Here is a 14,445-nt window from a genome sequence, read left to right as displayed (position 1 = left end):
TAACGAAATTCAAATGAATACAGGAAAAACGAACTTAGCAAGTCTAAGCATAGACGAACTTTATTTTAAAAAAAAGGAATATAAAAATGACGTACTTGGTCTCGGGCTTTTGATGTTAGCTGTAGGATTAACAACTATTATTCTTTCGATAATAGCTAAAAATTACGCATTAATAGCAGTAGGTGTTTTGGGGCTGGAACCAGGAGTTCGTAATTTAACACGCCTGAACCAGGTAAATAAAGCAATCAAATCCCGTTACGCAGCCTAATATTTCCAATAAATGTTAGGGCCTGACCAGGCGATATTAACCGCTAAATTATAGGCAGGAATAAATGGTATTTTCCCAACGAATCATATACTTTTGCCAAATGGCAAGTGCTATCAAAAGGACATTGATTAACTTGCACACATGGAAGATTTTATCTCATACATCTTACAATTCGGGAATTTAAACCAGCAGCAGATTGCCCTTATTTCGAAGAAGGCAACGCAGCTCACCCTCCAAAAAGATGAATTTTATTTAGAGGCCGGGAAGATTTCTAAACAATTTGGCTTCGTTACCGACGGTATTCTGCGGGTCTCTTACTTTAACAACAAGGGCGAAGAAATTACCAAATACTTCATCGATGAAAACAATATTGTGGTCGATTTAGAAAGTTTCGATAATGAAATTCCTTCAATTGCTTATGTGCAAGCTATGACGGATTGCAAAATTATTGCTTTCTCGAAAAGGGATTGGCATGAACTGCTGGATACCATTATCGGCTGGGATGCGATTGTTCGGAAAATCGTTTCAAAAGCATTGCTTCAAAAAGTAGAACGGATTAGCGCTATCGTAGCACAAGATGCAACTACAGGCTATTTAACATTTTTACAGAAATTTCCAAACCTGGCCAACCGGATTCCGCTCTCCTACCTGGCCTCCTATCTTGGCATCACACAATCGTCATTGAGCAGAATCAGGAAAAAAATCAGATAAATTGCTTTTTGCCAAATGGCAAGTGGTTTCCTTTTAAAACGGTGCAACTTTACATCATCACTAAAAACAATAAAAATGAAATCAGTATTAATTACAGGCGCCAATAGAAGTATTGGTTTAGAAACTGCAAAGCAACTTTCTCAAAAAGGATTATTTGTATATTTAGGAACCCGAAACCTGGAGAAAGGCCGGGCCGTGGTTGAAGAATTGAAGAAGGAAGGTTTTCAAAACATCAAAGCAATCGAGCTTGATGTAACCAAACCTGATTCCGTTTTGGAAGCTAAAAAAATTGTAGAAGAAGAGCAAGGTCAGTTAGACATCCTTATTAACAATGCCGGGATGAGTAAAGGATTTCCGGAAAGTGCTTTGACTACTTCCATTACAGATATTCAAGAGGTATTTGAAACGAATTATTATGGAGCGATCAGGGTTACGCAGGCTTTTATGGAGCTGCTTCGCAAATCGGCACAGCCAAGAATTAGTAATATAACTTCAGGATTAGGTTCTCTCAATTTACACAGCGATCCGAGCTGGAAGTATTACAATGTTAAACTGGCCAGCTATTTTCCTTCAAAGGCCCTGGTCAATACCTATACCATTCTATTGGCTTATGAACTTCAGGACTCACCTTTTAAGGTAAATGCGATTGATCCGGGCTACACGGCAACAGATTTCAATCACCACAGTGGCCCGGGGACAGTTGAAGATGCTGCAGCCTTCATTATTAAACATACACTCACACCGGATGATGCCCCGACAGGAAAGTTTTTTAGCAAGGATATAGAAGATGGTACCGAGGTAAGCCCCTGGTAAAAGATCAACCCTGTGTGCAATTGCGATTTTTACACGTTTAGTAATTTCTGTTTGATAAATTCTGACGAGTGGAATTTCGCAATTGTTTTTTAATTGAATTTTTAAGATCAGGATCCGGAAGTTTAGATATCCTGGATGTTAGGTAGAAACTTCAACTTAACCGACTGAAAAGAGTTATAATAAATCAACTAAGAAGCTAAATTACAGAAGAAGATTTGTAGTTATCTAATTAACGATTTACAAATCGACTTGATTAAACCTGGTCCTTCATAGATAAAACCTGTGTACAATTGAACCAGACAGGCACCCGCATCTAATTTTTGTTGTGCATCTTTTGCGGAATGAATTCCACCAACGCCGATAATCGGGAAAGCTTTGCCTGATTTCTCTGAAAGATATTTAATCACTTCCGTAGAACGCTCTTTAACAGGTTTTCCACTCAAGCCGCCCATCTCTCCTGCCAAAACTTTTTCCGTAGCAAGGTTTTCTCTACTGATGGTGGTGTTGGTGGCTATAATGCCGGCAATTTTCGTTTCTGCTACAATCTCGATAATATCATCCAATTGAGCATCCGTTAAATCAGGCGCAATTTTTAACAAAATGGGGCGGGAAATATCGTTTTTCCGATTTCGTTGCTGAAGGGTATTCAGAATTTTTTTAAGCGGTGCTTTCTCTTGTAGTTCTCGAAGGCCCGGTGTATTCGGAGAACTCACATTCACCACAAAGTAATCAACAACATCAAAAAGCCTGTCAAAACATTTGATGTAATCGCTCACCGCATCTTCATTTGGAGTAGCTTTATTTTTGCCAATGTTTCCACCCACAACAATTTCAGGGTGTCTGTCTTTTAGCAAACGTAAACGTTCGGCCATCACGTCGACCCCTTTATTATTAAAGCCCATGCGGTTAATCAAGGCTTCATCGTTTGGCAACCGGAACATTCTGGGTTTATCATTCCCCGGCTGTGGCATCGGTGTAACGGTACCAACCTCTACAAAACCAAATCCTAAATTGCTGAGTGCTTCAACGTATTCGCCATTTTTATCAAAACCAGCGGCTAATCCCACCGGATTTCTAAATTTAATGCCGAAAACTTCTCTTTCTAAACCTTTAATATTGATATCAAAACTACTTCGAATAATCGTTTTACCTAACGGAAACTTATCATTAAACCATTGGAGCCGCTTAACAACAAAGTAGTGTACGTTTTCGGGATCAAATTTGAAGAATATTGGTTTAATAAGGCGATACATGCAACGAAGATAAATAAAATATGGAAAAAATGTAAGATGGAAGGTGGAAAATGACTGATCGGTAAATCCTTTATATATCTTTTATATGCTACTATCGAAGCTTGTCTGGTTTAATGATTAAATTTTATTTAGTAATGGTGTACAATGAAAGGTGATATTACCACCCCCGCCTTTGGGCACCCCTCCTCAAAGAAAGGAGGGGAGTATTTTAATTTTATGATAATTTCAAGAACTTAATATGCTGCTGTAAACTGCTCCTGGTGATGTGCATTATTTTCCAATTCATCAGCAATAACGATAGATAAATCTTCTACAGATAAAATAGAACGACCTTCTTCATTAAAAACAGGAGATGTTTTTCCTAAACGGTATTTACCTGTACGACCAATTGTAATCCCTTGATGCATCTCAATTGCCGGACTAAAAAACACCCAGTCTAATTCCTTTTCCTGTTTCAACGTATTAAAATAATCTCTTACTGCAGTTGCTCCTGGTTTAATTTCAGCCGGAAAATCAGGTCCGTCTACCAATTGATGTCCGTCGATTTGTAAAGTCCCGGCGCCGCCAATAAAAATATAACGTTTAACCCCTGAAGCTTTTACAGCTGCCTGAATGGCTTCTGCACCTGCAACCGTATCGTTATAAAGATTTGGGTTTGTCCATCCTGGATTAAACGCACTTACCACTGCATCTGCACCGTTCAAAGCCGCAGCCAATTCTTCCGTATTCAATACATCAACCGCTACTTTTGTTACTTTCCCGTCTGTACTTTCAATTTTGTCCGTGTCGCGGGCAATTGCAACTACCTCGTTTCCGCGACTTACTAATTCGTTTAAAAGGGCTTTACCTACAAAGCCTGATGCTCCAATTAATGCTACTTTCATGATGTTTAAATTTATGTGAATTTATGTTCAATATATTGTAATAATTTTTATTACAGTTTAAGTTAAAAAAAAGCTATTTAAATTTCAAGGCAAAATCGGCTAAGGTTTGTTTAGATAAATTATCGATCAAGGCATTTTCTGCATCAGTATATAAGCCCAGTAAATGTTCGTTAATTTGCCTTCCAATCGGACATTTCGGATTGGGTTCATTCTTATTCTGTCCCAATATATAATCTGACTTTACCGCTTTGTAAACCTCGCCAAGGTTAATTTCCGTTGCATTCTTTGCTAAAAAAGATCCACCGCCTTTCCCTTCTTTACTATCTACGAAACCATATTTGCGCAGGTTTGCAATCTCCTTCCTTACTAAAACCGGATTGATGTTGATACTACCTGCCAGGTAATCAGAACTTACCACCTCCCCCTTCGCATCATCAAGCAAAGTAAGGATATGGAGAGAAACCGGAAACCTGTTATTCATTCTGTAATTATTTTTATTACAGACAAAGGTAATTGGATTTTTTGTAATTGCAAATTTTGGGGCAGTTTTTTGGGGGCCGCGGACTTCAGTCCACAGCAATGATCCATAGCGATGAGTGTATAGCAATGTTAGAAAGAAGGTTCCTTGGTCATAAATGGCTATGGACAGAAGAGGTTCTTGTTTTAAGCCGCGGACTGAAGTCCACGGCAATGATCTCATAGCGGTGAGTCAATAGCAATGTTAGAAAAGAAGATTTCCTAGGCCATAAATGGCTATTGATTGAATAGGTTCTTGTTTTTAAGCCGTAGACTTCAGTCCGCGGCAATGATTCATAGCGATGTTAGAAAAGAAGATTTCATAGGCCATAAATGGCTATTGATTGAATAGGTTCTTGTTTATGCCGTGGACTTCAGTCCACGGCAATGATCTCATAGCGGTGAGTCAATAGCAATGTTAGAAAAGAAGATTTCATAGGCCATAAATGGCTATTGACAGCAGAGGTTCTTGTTTTTAAGCCGCGGACTGAAGTCCACGGCAATGATCTCATAGCGGTGAGTCAATAGCAATGTTAGAAAAGAAGATTTCTTAGGCCATAAATGGCTATGGACAGAAGAGGTTCTTGTTTTAAGCCGTGGACTTCAGTCCACGGCAATGATCCATAGCGATGAGTGCATAGCAATGTTAGAAAAGAAGATTTCATAGGCCATAAATGGCTATGGACAAAAGAGGTTCTTGTTTATGCCGTGGACTGAAGTCCACGGCAATGATCTCATAGCGATGAGTTGATAGCAATGTTAGAAAAGAAGATTCCTAGGCCATAAATGGCTATTGATTGAATAGGTTATGGAGTTGAGCATATTGCAATAACATAATGGTCTTGCCATCCTTAATCTCGCCGGTAGAAATCATTGTAACAGCGTCAGCAAATGGCGTTTCCAAAACTTCAATATTTTCCTGTTCATTATGATGTCCGCCTCCTTCGCTCACTTTCATCTCTTTAGCATATTCAGCAACAAAGAAGTATAGCATTTCAGTAACAGAGCCAGGCGACATATATGCTTCGAAAACCTTTTTCACGTCTGTAATCTTATAACCCGTTTCTTCTTCAGTTTCACGCTTAATGGCCGTTTCTGCATTATCTTTATCCAGCAAACCAGCACAAGTTTCAATCAGCATACCCGTTTCATTTCCATTAATATAAGTTGGCAGGCGAAATTGTCTGGTTAAAATAACCGTTTGCAAAGCCTTATTATAAAGCAAAATGGTAGCGCCATTGCCGCGGTCGTAGGCTTCACGACTTAGCGTTTCTACTGTACCATCTCTTTTATGGTATTGAAAAGTAATTTTATTTAAGGTATACCAGTTGTCTGAAAGGATTTCTTTACTAATGATCTTAATATTTTCGTTATTCATGTAGTTATGATTATAGACTAAATTATATTTTATATTCGAATGTTGACATTGATACATCTTAAACGCCGGATAAGTTAGTCGATCTCCCTGCGTAAATCATCAATAAAACGTCAGGAAATTTGAGTTCGCTCCTATTTCATTTTGAAACTGAAAAAAGCCTTTAAAATTCGTACTTTTGCAGCCGAAATGATTTCAATAAATAATTTAACATTCCTGATTGGCTCAAGAGCCTTATACGAAGAAGCAAACTGGCATATTAAACCGGGCGATAGGGCCGGATTAATTGGTGCGAACGGAACGGGAAAATCGACACTTTTAAAAATAATTGTAGGTGAATACGCTCCGACCTCGGGAACGGTTTCTATGTCTAAAGACTTAAAAATCGGCTACTTGAACCAGGATTTACTTTCGTACGAATCTCATCATAGCATTTTGCATGTGGCCATGGAAGCTTTTGAGCGCCAGAATCAGCTACACGATGAAATCGAAGAATTGCTTAAGAAAATTGAAACCGATTACAGCGAAGAGGTTTTATATAAACTGAGTGATAAACAACAAGAGTTTGAAGCTTTGGATGGTTACAACATCGAGTACCGGGCAAACGAAATTTTGGCAGGTTTAGGTTTTAGCACAGCGGATCAGTTACGCCCGTTAAATACCTTCTCAGGAGGCTGGAGAATGCGGGTAATGTTAGCCAAGATCCTGTTACAGACCCCGGATATTTTATTGCTGGATGAGCCAACCAACCACATGGATTTACCATCCATTAAATGGCTTGAAACCTACTTAATGGGCTTTGAAGGTGCAATTGTAATTGTATCTCACGATAGGTATTTCTTAGATAAGATTGTAAACCGTACGGTAGAATCGCGCAAAGGCAAGTTAAATGTTTATGCCGGAAATTACAGTTTCTACGTAGAAGAGAAAGCTTTACGCGGTGAAATTCAAAAGGGAGAATTTAAAAATCAGCAGGCTAAAATTAAACAGGAAGAGCGTTTAATTGAACGTTTCAAAGCCAAAGCATCAAAAGCTAAAATGGCGCAGTCGCGGATGAAAGCGCTTGATAAAATGGAGCGTGTAGATGATGTTGATGATGATAATCCAACGGTAAACTTCAGTTTCAAATTCACCAAACCATCTGGCCGTCACGTGGTACGGATTGAACACGCTACTAAACATTATCCAAATGTTCACATTTTGGAAGATGCCGAAGCGGTGATTGAAAAAGGTGATAAAATTGCGTTAATCGGTGCAAACGGAAAGGGTAAATCTACCTTGTTAAGAATGATTGCCGGTGCAGAAAAATTTGAGGGTTTTTGCGAAACAGGCCATAATGTAACCACAACATTTTTTGCGCAGCACCAGCTGGAATCGCTTCACCTGGACAATGCCATTTTAGAAGAATTACAGGCCTTCGCGCCAAAACATACCGATACAGAATTGCGTGGTATTTTAGGTTGCTTCCTTTTTACTGGTGATGATGTATTTAAGAAAATTAAAGTATTATCCGGAGGAGAAAAATCTCGTGTGGCTTTAGCAAAATCTTTAACCACAGATTCGAACTTCCTGATTTTGGATGAGCCAACCAATCACCTGGATATCCAGTCGGTTAACATTCTGATCCAGGCTTTACATCAATTTGAAGGTACTTTCATTGCCGTTTCCCATGATAGGTATTTCCTGGATAACGTGGCCAACAAAATCTGGTTTATCGAAGGAGAAAAAATTAAACAATATCCCGGAACCTATGCGGAATATGAAGAATGGAACAGCAAACGCGAGATTCCGATTTCTAAACCGATCCCGGTGAAGATGCCTGAAAAGCAAAAAGAAGAACCGAAACCTGTCACTCCAAATTCGGCTAATCAGCTAAAAAAACTGAATGATGAATTGAAGAAAATCGAAACTTCCATCTCTGAATTAGAAGCATCAGTTAAAAAAATTGAGGCAGAACTGGCCGACGAGAATGTTTATGGCAAAGCCGATAAATTAGCTGAAGCAAATAAACGTTACTTAGCAGCCAAAAAAGATTTAGATCAGCACCAGGCTAAATGGGAAACTTTAGCTGCCGAGATTATGGAGCTGGAAGGTTAATTCAAACACAAATTTATAGCAATATTTAGCCGCAGATTAAAATCTGCGGCTTTTTTTTTTGCTTTGAAAAACTGGTTGCCGTAGGTTAATATTTTAACCACAGATTGACACGGATAAATAGCACATAAAAAGAGATTTCGTTATACTGAATTCATTCAGAACAGCACCTTTAGTGCAAAGATCCTGAAACAAGTTCAGGAGGACGATTTTTTCGTTTTCATTTCTTAACCCCTAAACCTCTAACCCATCTAACCCCTTTCAGAAACAAGTTCAGAAAGACGCTTTTTTCTAAAGCAATCCTTTTCATCTCTGCCGAATACTATGTAGCTTTAACCATGCATAAAACAATCGCTGTATTATTCCTTCTTTTGCCTACATTACTATTTGCACAAAACGATAAATCTTTCACCAACGAGAACAGCATTTATCTTCCCAATATTAAAACGGTTCTCTGCTACAATAGTACTAAAGAGCAAAGTATACCGCTCATTACGCTCAACTCACAAGAGAAAATTGTGTTGTCTTTTGATGATTTGTTAGGTGGAACCAAGAACTATTGGTATACCGTTGAACATTGCACATCAGACTGGAAATCCTCAAGAATTTCCACTACAGATTATCTGGATGGATTTAATGACGACCGGATTATTGATTACCGCTATTCCTCCAACACCACCAGAAAATATACCCATTATGAAGTGAGCCTGCCCAATACGCAGATTCAGCCTAAAATTAGCGGCAATTATATATTGAAAGTTTACCTGGATAGCGACAAAAACAAACCCGTGATCTCACAGCGCTTTTACATTCTGGATAGTCAGGTGGCGGTGACCGCAGAAATTACCAACCCTTTGCAGGTTACGGATAGAAATGCGAAGCAGAAAATAAACTTCAGCATTAACCACAGCATGCCGATCGCCAATCCTTACCAAGACATCAAGGCGGTGGTGATGCAAAACTTTGATGCGAATACCGCTACCCTAAATACCCGGCCTGCTTTTGTTCGTCCGAATCAATTGGTTTACAATGACATCAATGCCAACAATTTTCCAGGAAATAATGAGTTTAGAAAGTTCGATACCAGAAGCCTGCGTTATAAAGCAGAAAACGTAAAAGATATTTACAGGGATAATCAAACTGTTAATGTAATGCTCTTTCAGGATGCTCCAAGAAGCAGTGGCGCTTTCGGAAACCAGTTTGACGAAAATGGAAATTTCTACATCAGAAATACAGAGGGAAGAGATGATAAAACCGAAGCTGATTACACAGATATACTTTTTACACTCAACGCTGCCTCACCGGGCACAAATGGCGAAGCTTATGTAGTTGGCCGGTTTAACAATTTCATATTAAACAAAGACAGCAAATTACTTTACGATGCCAACCGGAAACAGTTTTATGCCACTATTTTGTTGAAACAAGGCTTATATGATTACGAGTATGTGTGGTTGAACAATGATACGAAAACTGTAGAAGCTCAACCTTTCGAAGGTTCATTTTTTCAGACAGAAAACAGCTATCAAATTTTTGTTTATTACCGAAGGCCTGGCGCCCGTTGGGATACGCTTGTGGGCTATAGTAATATGAACAACAATTCAACGGAGCGCAAATAAACTTTTAGCCTAATTAATAATTGTCATTTATACTTTTATTGTTACATAAATTTTCTTCATTTTAAGATTGGATAATTACTTTAGTAATCAGATTACTGAGTAACCAAACACCTGCCCGCAGGTATATCTAACCAATTTTTATGTTGAAGAGAATTTTTGCATTTGCATTAATCATCACCGCACCTGCGCAAAACTTTGCTCAGGATTCGAAAGCTTATACACAATCTATTAACGGAACCAAACTGAATTTTGAGATGCAGGCTATTCCGGCTGGTACTTTCAACATGGGCAATAAAAACGGCAAAGCAGATGAACAGCCAGTTCACGAAGTTAAGCTTGATGCCTTCTGGATGGGCAAACATGAAGTAACCTGGGATATTTTCGAACCCTTTCTTTACCGAGATTATGAAAAGCAGGCCAGCATTGCACCCATCCCTGCAGCGGTAGATGCCGTTACCAGACCTACCAAACCCTATTTAGATATGACATTCGGCATGGGTAAGGAACACCAGCCTGCCGTAGCCATGACGCAATACAACGCCATCCAATTCTGTAAATGGCTTTATGTTCGTACCGGAATTTTCTACCGTTTACCAACTGAAGCCGAGTGGGAATACGCCTGTAAAGCCGGAACAACTACCAGTTATTCGTTCGGAAATGATGCTGTCAGTCTGAAAGATTATGCCTGGTATAAAGACAACAGTGCGAACAAGACGCATCCGGTAGGCGAAAAGAAACCCAACGCCTGGGGATTATTTGATATGCATGGGAACGTAAGCGAATGGACATATGATCAGTATTTTGCTGATTTTTATTCCAGAGATCAATCCAAACTGGCCGTAAATCCGGTGGCCATTCCAGATAAATTATACCCAAATGCCGTTCGTGGCGGATCTTTTGATGAAACCCCGGACAACCTCACTTCAACTGTAAGGCTGGCTTCTGATCCATCATGGAAACAGCTCGATCCACAAATCCCGAAAAGCAACTGGTGGTTTCCGGAGGCACCGTTTGTAGGCATGCGCCTGGTTCGACCGGTAAAAACACCCTCAAAAGAAGAAATTGATGCTTACTACAACAAACAGCCGATAAAGGATTTTTAATGCACTAACCTATTGAACCCTATATAAACCGACAATGAAAAACGAACCAAACGCAAACGAAAGACGCGAATTTCTAAAAGCCTCTGCCTTATTGGCTGGTGGCGCAATTTTAAGTAGCATTCCGCTTGCCGGTGCTTATGCATCTGGCACCGATACCATCAAAATTGCCTTAATTGGCTGTGGCGACCGCGGAACCGGCGCAGCATTTCAAGCACTAAGCACAAAATTCAATTTAAAACTGGTTGCAATGGCCGATGCTTTTCAGGATCGGCTCGATAGCAGTTATCAATCATTAAGCACCAGGTTTGCAGCCAAAATGGATGTTCCGAAAGAGCGCCAGTTTGTGGGGTTTGATGCTTATTTAAAAGCCATTCCACTTGCAGATGTGGTTTTGCTGGTTACGCCCCCGGGCTTCAGGCCCATTCACTTTGAAGAAGCCGTAAAACAAGGCAAACATGTATTTATGGAAAAACCGGTAGCCGTAGATGCTCCTGGAATTAGAAAGGTGTTGGCCGCGGCAGAAGAAGCCAAAAAGAAAAAGCTAAACGTGGTGGTAGGTTTGCAACGAAGATACCAGAGCAATTACCGTGAAGCCATGAAACGGATTCAGGATGGAGCAATTGGCGATATTGTTTCTGGTCAGGTGTATTGGAACAGCGGTGGCGTTTGGGTTCGCCCGCGTACGGCCAACCAAACTGAAATGGAATATCAAATGCGGAACTGGTATTATTTTAACTGGTTATGTGGCGATCATATTGTAGAACAACACGTTCACAACATCGATATTGCCAACTGGATTACCGGAGCAAGCCCCCTTTCGGTACAGGGAACGGGAAGCCGGGCCTGGCGCACGGGAAAAGATTATGGCGAAATTTATGATAACCACGCCAATGAATTTACCTACCCGAATGGCATAGTGGTATATAGCCAGTGCAGGCATTTTGAGGGCACCACAAACCGGGTTGATGAAACATTCCAGGGTACAAAAGGCCGGGTTTACCTCTCGGGCGGAAACCAGGCCATTATTTACGATTCGAAAGGAAAAGAGATTTACAACCACAACACCAAGGGCAACGTAAATCCATATCAAACCGAGCATGATGAATTGTTCGATGCCATATCAAAAGGCGAATATAAATTTACCAATGCAGATTATGGCGCAACCACCACATTTTCGGGCAAACCATAAAATGGGATGAAGCGCTGGCAGCCAATAACAGCCTGATGCCCGAGCGTTTCGCCTGGGATGCCAATCCGAAATTGATGCCAGATCAAAACGGCCTTTACCCTATCCCAATGCCCGGCAAAACCAAAGTTTTATAAACGATTATGTATAAAATCCTGTTCCTTTGCCTGCCTTTAATTTTTATTTTCTTCCCCGGGGAGGAAATGAAACCATTTAAGCTAAAAGGGCTCGCACAGGGAACAGATTATACCATTATGTATTATGCGAAGGATAGCGTAGCAACGAAAAGCGGCATTGATAGTCTTTTAGCAATCATTGATCAGTCGATGTCGTTGTACCGAAAAGGTTCACTCATCAACCAGTTTAATGCAGCTGAAAAGCAAATTAAAACCGATCGCTTTTTAAACGATGTGCTGAAAAGAAGTTTCGAGATTAATGCAGATACAAGAGGTATCTTTGATATCACTGTTGCGCCGCTGGTTCAGGCCTGGGGTTTCGGCCCGAAAGCAACGACAACCGAACCAGGCGAGACCGAAATTAAATCTATTTTAAAATGTGTAGGCATGCAAAACCTGGAACTAAAAAAAGGCATAATCCGCAAAACCAAACCCGGCATTCAGATTGATTTAAACGGCATTGCACAAGGTTACAGTGTTGATTTAATTGCAGATTACCTCACCAAAAAAGGCATTAAAAGTTACGTTGCAGAATTGGGCGGAGAGATCAGAATTGCAGGCCCGAAGCCAGACGGAACGCCAATGAAAATCGGCATTGAAGGACCTGATGAACACGACGAACCAGCCATCAGGCATATTGCGGTTTTAAATCAGGGAGCCATCACCACGTCAGGCAATTACAGAAAGTTTCACCAGAGTGGGAAGAAAAGAATTGCGCACCTGATTAATGCACAAACAGGTTATCCTTTGGAGAATGAGATGATTAGTGTTACGGTTTACGCCGCAGATGCCATTACGGCTGATGGTTACGATAATGCCCTGATGGGTATGCACCTTAACGAAGCCTTAAAATTTGTAGAAGTGCGCAAAAATCTCGAAGCTTATTTTGTGTACCATAGAAAAGATGGCAGCATCGCCGATACCCTGAGTACAGGATTCAGAAAAATATTAAAGAATTAAAACTGGTTTTTACATTTCAAAAAACTGATCAATGAAAAGAAGTGAATTTATAAGAAATAGCCTGCTTACTGCGGGTGCAATTACAACTGGTGCAGGCATCACCAATACCTTTGCTGCAGATAAAGCCTACCCGGCCTTAGCAGATAAAGTTTTTAATATGGATTATGCACCCCACCAGGGCATGTTTGAAAACCATGCCGGCAAAAATTTCCTCGATCAGATTCAATTCATGTACGATAAAGGTTTTCGATCAATCGAGGATAACGGGTACCTGAACAGATCGGTAGCAGAACAGGAGAAAATTGGAAAACTATTGGCAAAACTTGGCATGAGAATGGGCGTTTTTGTGGTAGATGGCGGCGATAACTGGAAAACCTCTCTCGCCACCGGAAAAAAAGAATTTAAAGACAAGTTTATAGACACCTGCAAAAAAGCTGTTGAGGCGGCCAAACGCTGCAATGCCAAATGGCTTACCGTAGTTCCTGGTTTTTATGAACGCAATTTGCCTTATGGCAATCAGTTCGCAAACATTATTGATGCCATGCGGGCCGGAGCAGAAATTTTCGAACCACACGGACTAATTATGGTACTGGAAACCTTAAGCGATACGCCAGAATTATTTCTGCAGAAAACCAACGAAACCTATGCAGTTTGTAAAGCAGTTCAAAGTCCGGCATGCAAAATTCTGTACGACATTTACCACATGCAGCGTACCGAAGGCGACTTAATAAAAACCATAGACCGGTGCTGGGATGAGATTGCCTACATCCAGATTGGCGACAATCCCGGTAGGAAAGAACCCACCACAGGAGAAATCAATTATAAAAACCTGTTCAAATACCTCCACAAAAAAGGCTATAAAGGCGTAATGGGAATGGAACACGGAAATTCAAAAGCAGGCAAAGAAGGCGAACTGGCGGTTATCGCAGCCTATCGGGAAGAAGATAATTTCTTGTAGGTTTGGGGATACCCTTCGAAAAATTGTCATTGCGAACTGAAGCGGAGGTTGAGTGAGGGCGTGAAGCAATCTATCTTGTTGTGTGGCTTATCAATCATTTTTCCGCTGCGCTGGCTTGCCTCGGCTGGCCGCCGAGGGGCTTTTCTCTTTTCCTTGATGAAAAGAGACAAAAATCAAGGCTTGGACCTGATGTTGGATTAGCGCGTGGAAATTTGAGGAGCGGTAGCACAAGGGCTCGATTTTATTTTAAATGAGGATTTATCTCAAAGAGCCGTTCGCGCTACCTTGGGTTGTGGGGGATTTGAACGGAGTTGCAAAAATTTCAACGGCTTCTCCTTCCATCATCTCCTAGGCCGGGGAGCAGGGTGGAAATAGCAAGGTTCAACTTTGGATTTATACGGTTCTTGATGTTAGTAGCTATATAGCAATAGTATGAACGGTGGGTTATCACGGCCGTCATCGTAAGTTTGTATAAATAGGTTTTGAGAATTGCTGACAGGATATAATTTTGTTCAGCATAAAAGATCCAGCA

The 14,445-nt window shown here is 40.5% G+C and carries 13 protein-coding genes; 9 read left to right on the top strand and 4 right to left on the bottom strand.

What is annotated here, in order from left to right:
- The first annotated feature begins 13 nt into the window (after window positions 1-13).
- The 3 genes from GJU39_RS16675 to GJU39_RS16665 all read left to right on the top strand — a co-directional run bounded on the left by GJU39_RS16675 (window position 14) and on the right by GJU39_RS16665 (window position 1,792).
- Window positions 14-268 (top strand): hypothetical protein, encoded by a 255-nt coding sequence (locus GJU39_RS16675; RefSeq protein ID WP_154282138.1) that lies wholly within the window; start codon window positions 14-16, stop codon window positions 266-268.
- A 141-nt stretch (window positions 269-409) separates the two neighbouring features.
- A complete protein-coding gene (locus GJU39_RS16670; RefSeq protein WP_154282137.1) occupies window positions 410-979 on the top strand; it encodes a Crp/Fnr family transcriptional regulator in 570 nt (189 codons plus the stop codon).
- 75 nt (window positions 980-1,054) lie between these two features.
- Window positions 1,055-1,792, top strand: coding sequence for an SDR family NAD(P)-dependent oxidoreductase (locus tag GJU39_RS16665; protein WP_154282136.1), 738 nt, complete (start codon window positions 1,055-1,057; stop codon window positions 1,790-1,792).
- A gap of 221 nt (window positions 1,793-2,013) precedes the next feature.
- Here GJU39_RS16665 and GJU39_RS16660 read toward each other — a convergent pair whose 3' ends face one another.
- From GJU39_RS16660 to nudK, 4 genes are all read right to left on the bottom strand, one after another.
- Complete coding sequence (locus GJU39_RS16660) at window positions 2,014-3,045, bottom strand: quinone-dependent dihydroorotate dehydrogenase (RefSeq protein ID WP_154282135.1); 1,032 nt, start codon at window positions 3,043-3,045, stop codon at window positions 2,014-2,016.
- Between the two features lie 233 nt (window positions 3,046-3,278).
- Window positions 3,279-3,929, bottom strand: a complete 651-nt coding sequence (locus GJU39_RS16655; protein ID WP_154282134.1) for an NAD(P)-dependent oxidoreductase — start codon at window positions 3,927-3,929, stop codon at window positions 3,279-3,281.
- A 73-nt stretch (window positions 3,930-4,002) separates the two neighbouring features.
- Window positions 4,003-4,410 (bottom strand): Rrf2 family transcriptional regulator, encoded by a 408-nt coding sequence (locus tag GJU39_RS16650; protein WP_154282133.1) that lies wholly within the window; start codon window positions 4,408-4,410, stop codon window positions 4,003-4,005.
- Between the two features lie 825 nt (window positions 4,411-5,235).
- Window positions 5,236-5,823: a GDP-mannose pyrophosphatase NudK gene (gene nudK / locus GJU39_RS16645; protein ID WP_154282132.1), complete on the bottom strand. Its 588-nt coding sequence runs from the start codon at window positions 5,821-5,823 to the stop codon at window positions 5,236-5,238.
- 186 nt (window positions 5,824-6,009) lie between these two features.
- Between nudK and GJU39_RS16640 the strand changes: the two genes are divergently transcribed.
- The 6 genes from GJU39_RS16640 (at window position 6,010) to GJU39_RS16615 (ending at window position 13,913) form a co-directional block, all read left to right on the top strand.
- Entirely contained in the window at window positions 6,010-7,917 is a 1,908-nt protein-coding gene (locus GJU39_RS16640; RefSeq protein WP_154282187.1) for an ABC-F family ATP-binding cassette domain-containing protein, read from the top strand.
- Window positions 7,918-8,252: 335 nt separating this feature from the next.
- A complete protein-coding gene (locus tag GJU39_RS16635) occupies window positions 8,253-9,530 on the top strand; it encodes a type IX secretion system plug protein (RefSeq protein WP_154282131.1) in 1,278 nt (425 codons plus the stop codon).
- 140 nt (window positions 9,531-9,670) lie between these two features.
- A complete protein-coding gene (locus GJU39_RS16630; RefSeq protein WP_154282130.1) occupies window positions 9,671-10,633 on the top strand; it encodes a formylglycine-generating enzyme family protein in 963 nt (320 codons plus the stop codon).
- Window positions 10,634-10,667: 34 nt separating this feature from the next.
- Entirely contained in the window at window positions 10,668-11,822 is a 1,155-nt protein-coding gene (locus GJU39_RS16625) for a Gfo/Idh/MocA family protein (RefSeq protein WP_245227977.1), read from the top strand.
- A 140-nt stretch (window positions 11,823-11,962) separates the two neighbouring features.
- Window positions 11,963-12,955 carry an FAD:protein FMN transferase gene (locus tag GJU39_RS16620; protein ID WP_154282129.1) on the top strand — a complete coding sequence of 331 codons (993 nt, stop codon included), beginning with the start codon at window positions 11,963-11,965 and terminating at the stop codon, window positions 12,953-12,955.
- Window positions 12,956-12,986: 31 nt separating this feature from the next.
- Window positions 12,987-13,913: a hydroxypyruvate isomerase family protein gene (locus GJU39_RS16615; protein ID WP_154282128.1), complete on the top strand. Its 927-nt coding sequence runs from the start codon at window positions 12,987-12,989 to the stop codon at window positions 13,911-13,913.
- The last annotated feature ends 532 nt before the right edge of the window (window positions 13,914-14,445 follow it).

The sequence above is a fragment of the Pedobacter petrophilus genome, assembly GCF_009674725.1.
GTDB classification, from domain to species: Bacteria; Bacteroidota; Bacteroidia; order Sphingobacteriales; family Sphingobacteriaceae; genus Pedobacter; species Pedobacter petrophilus.
Note: the sequence above shows the minus strand (reverse complement) of the source record. Positions and strands in the feature narration are given on the sequence as shown.

Excerpts from the sequence above, each read along its gene's own strand:
- GJU39_RS16675 (WP_154282138.1), top strand. The coding sequence starts at position 14 with ATGAATACAGGAAAAACGAACTTAGCAAGTCTAAGCATAGACGAACTT.
- GJU39_RS16670 (WP_154282137.1), top strand. The coding sequence starts at position 410 with ATGGAAGATTTTATCTCATACATCTTACAATTCGGGAATTTAAACCAG.
- GJU39_RS16665 (WP_154282136.1), top strand. The coding sequence starts at position 1,055 with ATGAAATCAGTATTAATTACAGGCGCCAATAGAAGTATTGGTTTAGAA.
- GJU39_RS16660 (WP_154282135.1), bottom strand. The coding sequence starts at position 3,045 with ATGTATCGCCTTATTAAACCAATATTCTTCAAATTTGATCCCGAAAAC.
- GJU39_RS16655 (WP_154282134.1), bottom strand. The coding sequence starts at position 3,929 with ATGAAAGTAGCATTAATTGGAGCATCAGGCTTTGTAGGTAAAGCCCTT.
- GJU39_RS16650 (WP_154282133.1), bottom strand. The coding sequence starts at position 4,410 with ATGAATAACAGGTTTCCGGTTTCTCTCCATATCCTTACTTTGCTTGAT.
- nudK (WP_154282132.1), bottom strand. The coding sequence starts at position 5,823 with ATGAATAACGAAAATATTAAGATCATTAGTAAAGAAATCCTTTCAGAC.
- GJU39_RS16640 (WP_154282187.1), top strand. The coding sequence starts at position 6,010 with ATGATTTCAATAAATAATTTAACATTCCTGATTGGCTCAAGAGCCTTA.
- GJU39_RS16635 (WP_154282131.1), top strand. The coding sequence starts at position 8,253 with ATGCATAAAACAATCGCTGTATTATTCCTTCTTTTGCCTACATTACTA.
- GJU39_RS16630 (WP_154282130.1), top strand. The coding sequence starts at position 9,671 with ATGTTGAAGAGAATTTTTGCATTTGCATTAATCATCACCGCACCTGCG.
- GJU39_RS16625 (WP_245227977.1), top strand. The coding sequence starts at position 10,668 with ATGAAAAACGAACCAAACGCAAACGAAAGACGCGAATTTCTAAAAGCC.
- GJU39_RS16620 (WP_154282129.1), top strand. The coding sequence starts at position 11,963 with ATGTATAAAATCCTGTTCCTTTGCCTGCCTTTAATTTTTATTTTCTTC.
- GJU39_RS16615 (WP_154282128.1), top strand. The coding sequence starts at position 12,987 with ATGAAAAGAAGTGAATTTATAAGAAATAGCCTGCTTACTGCGGGTGCA.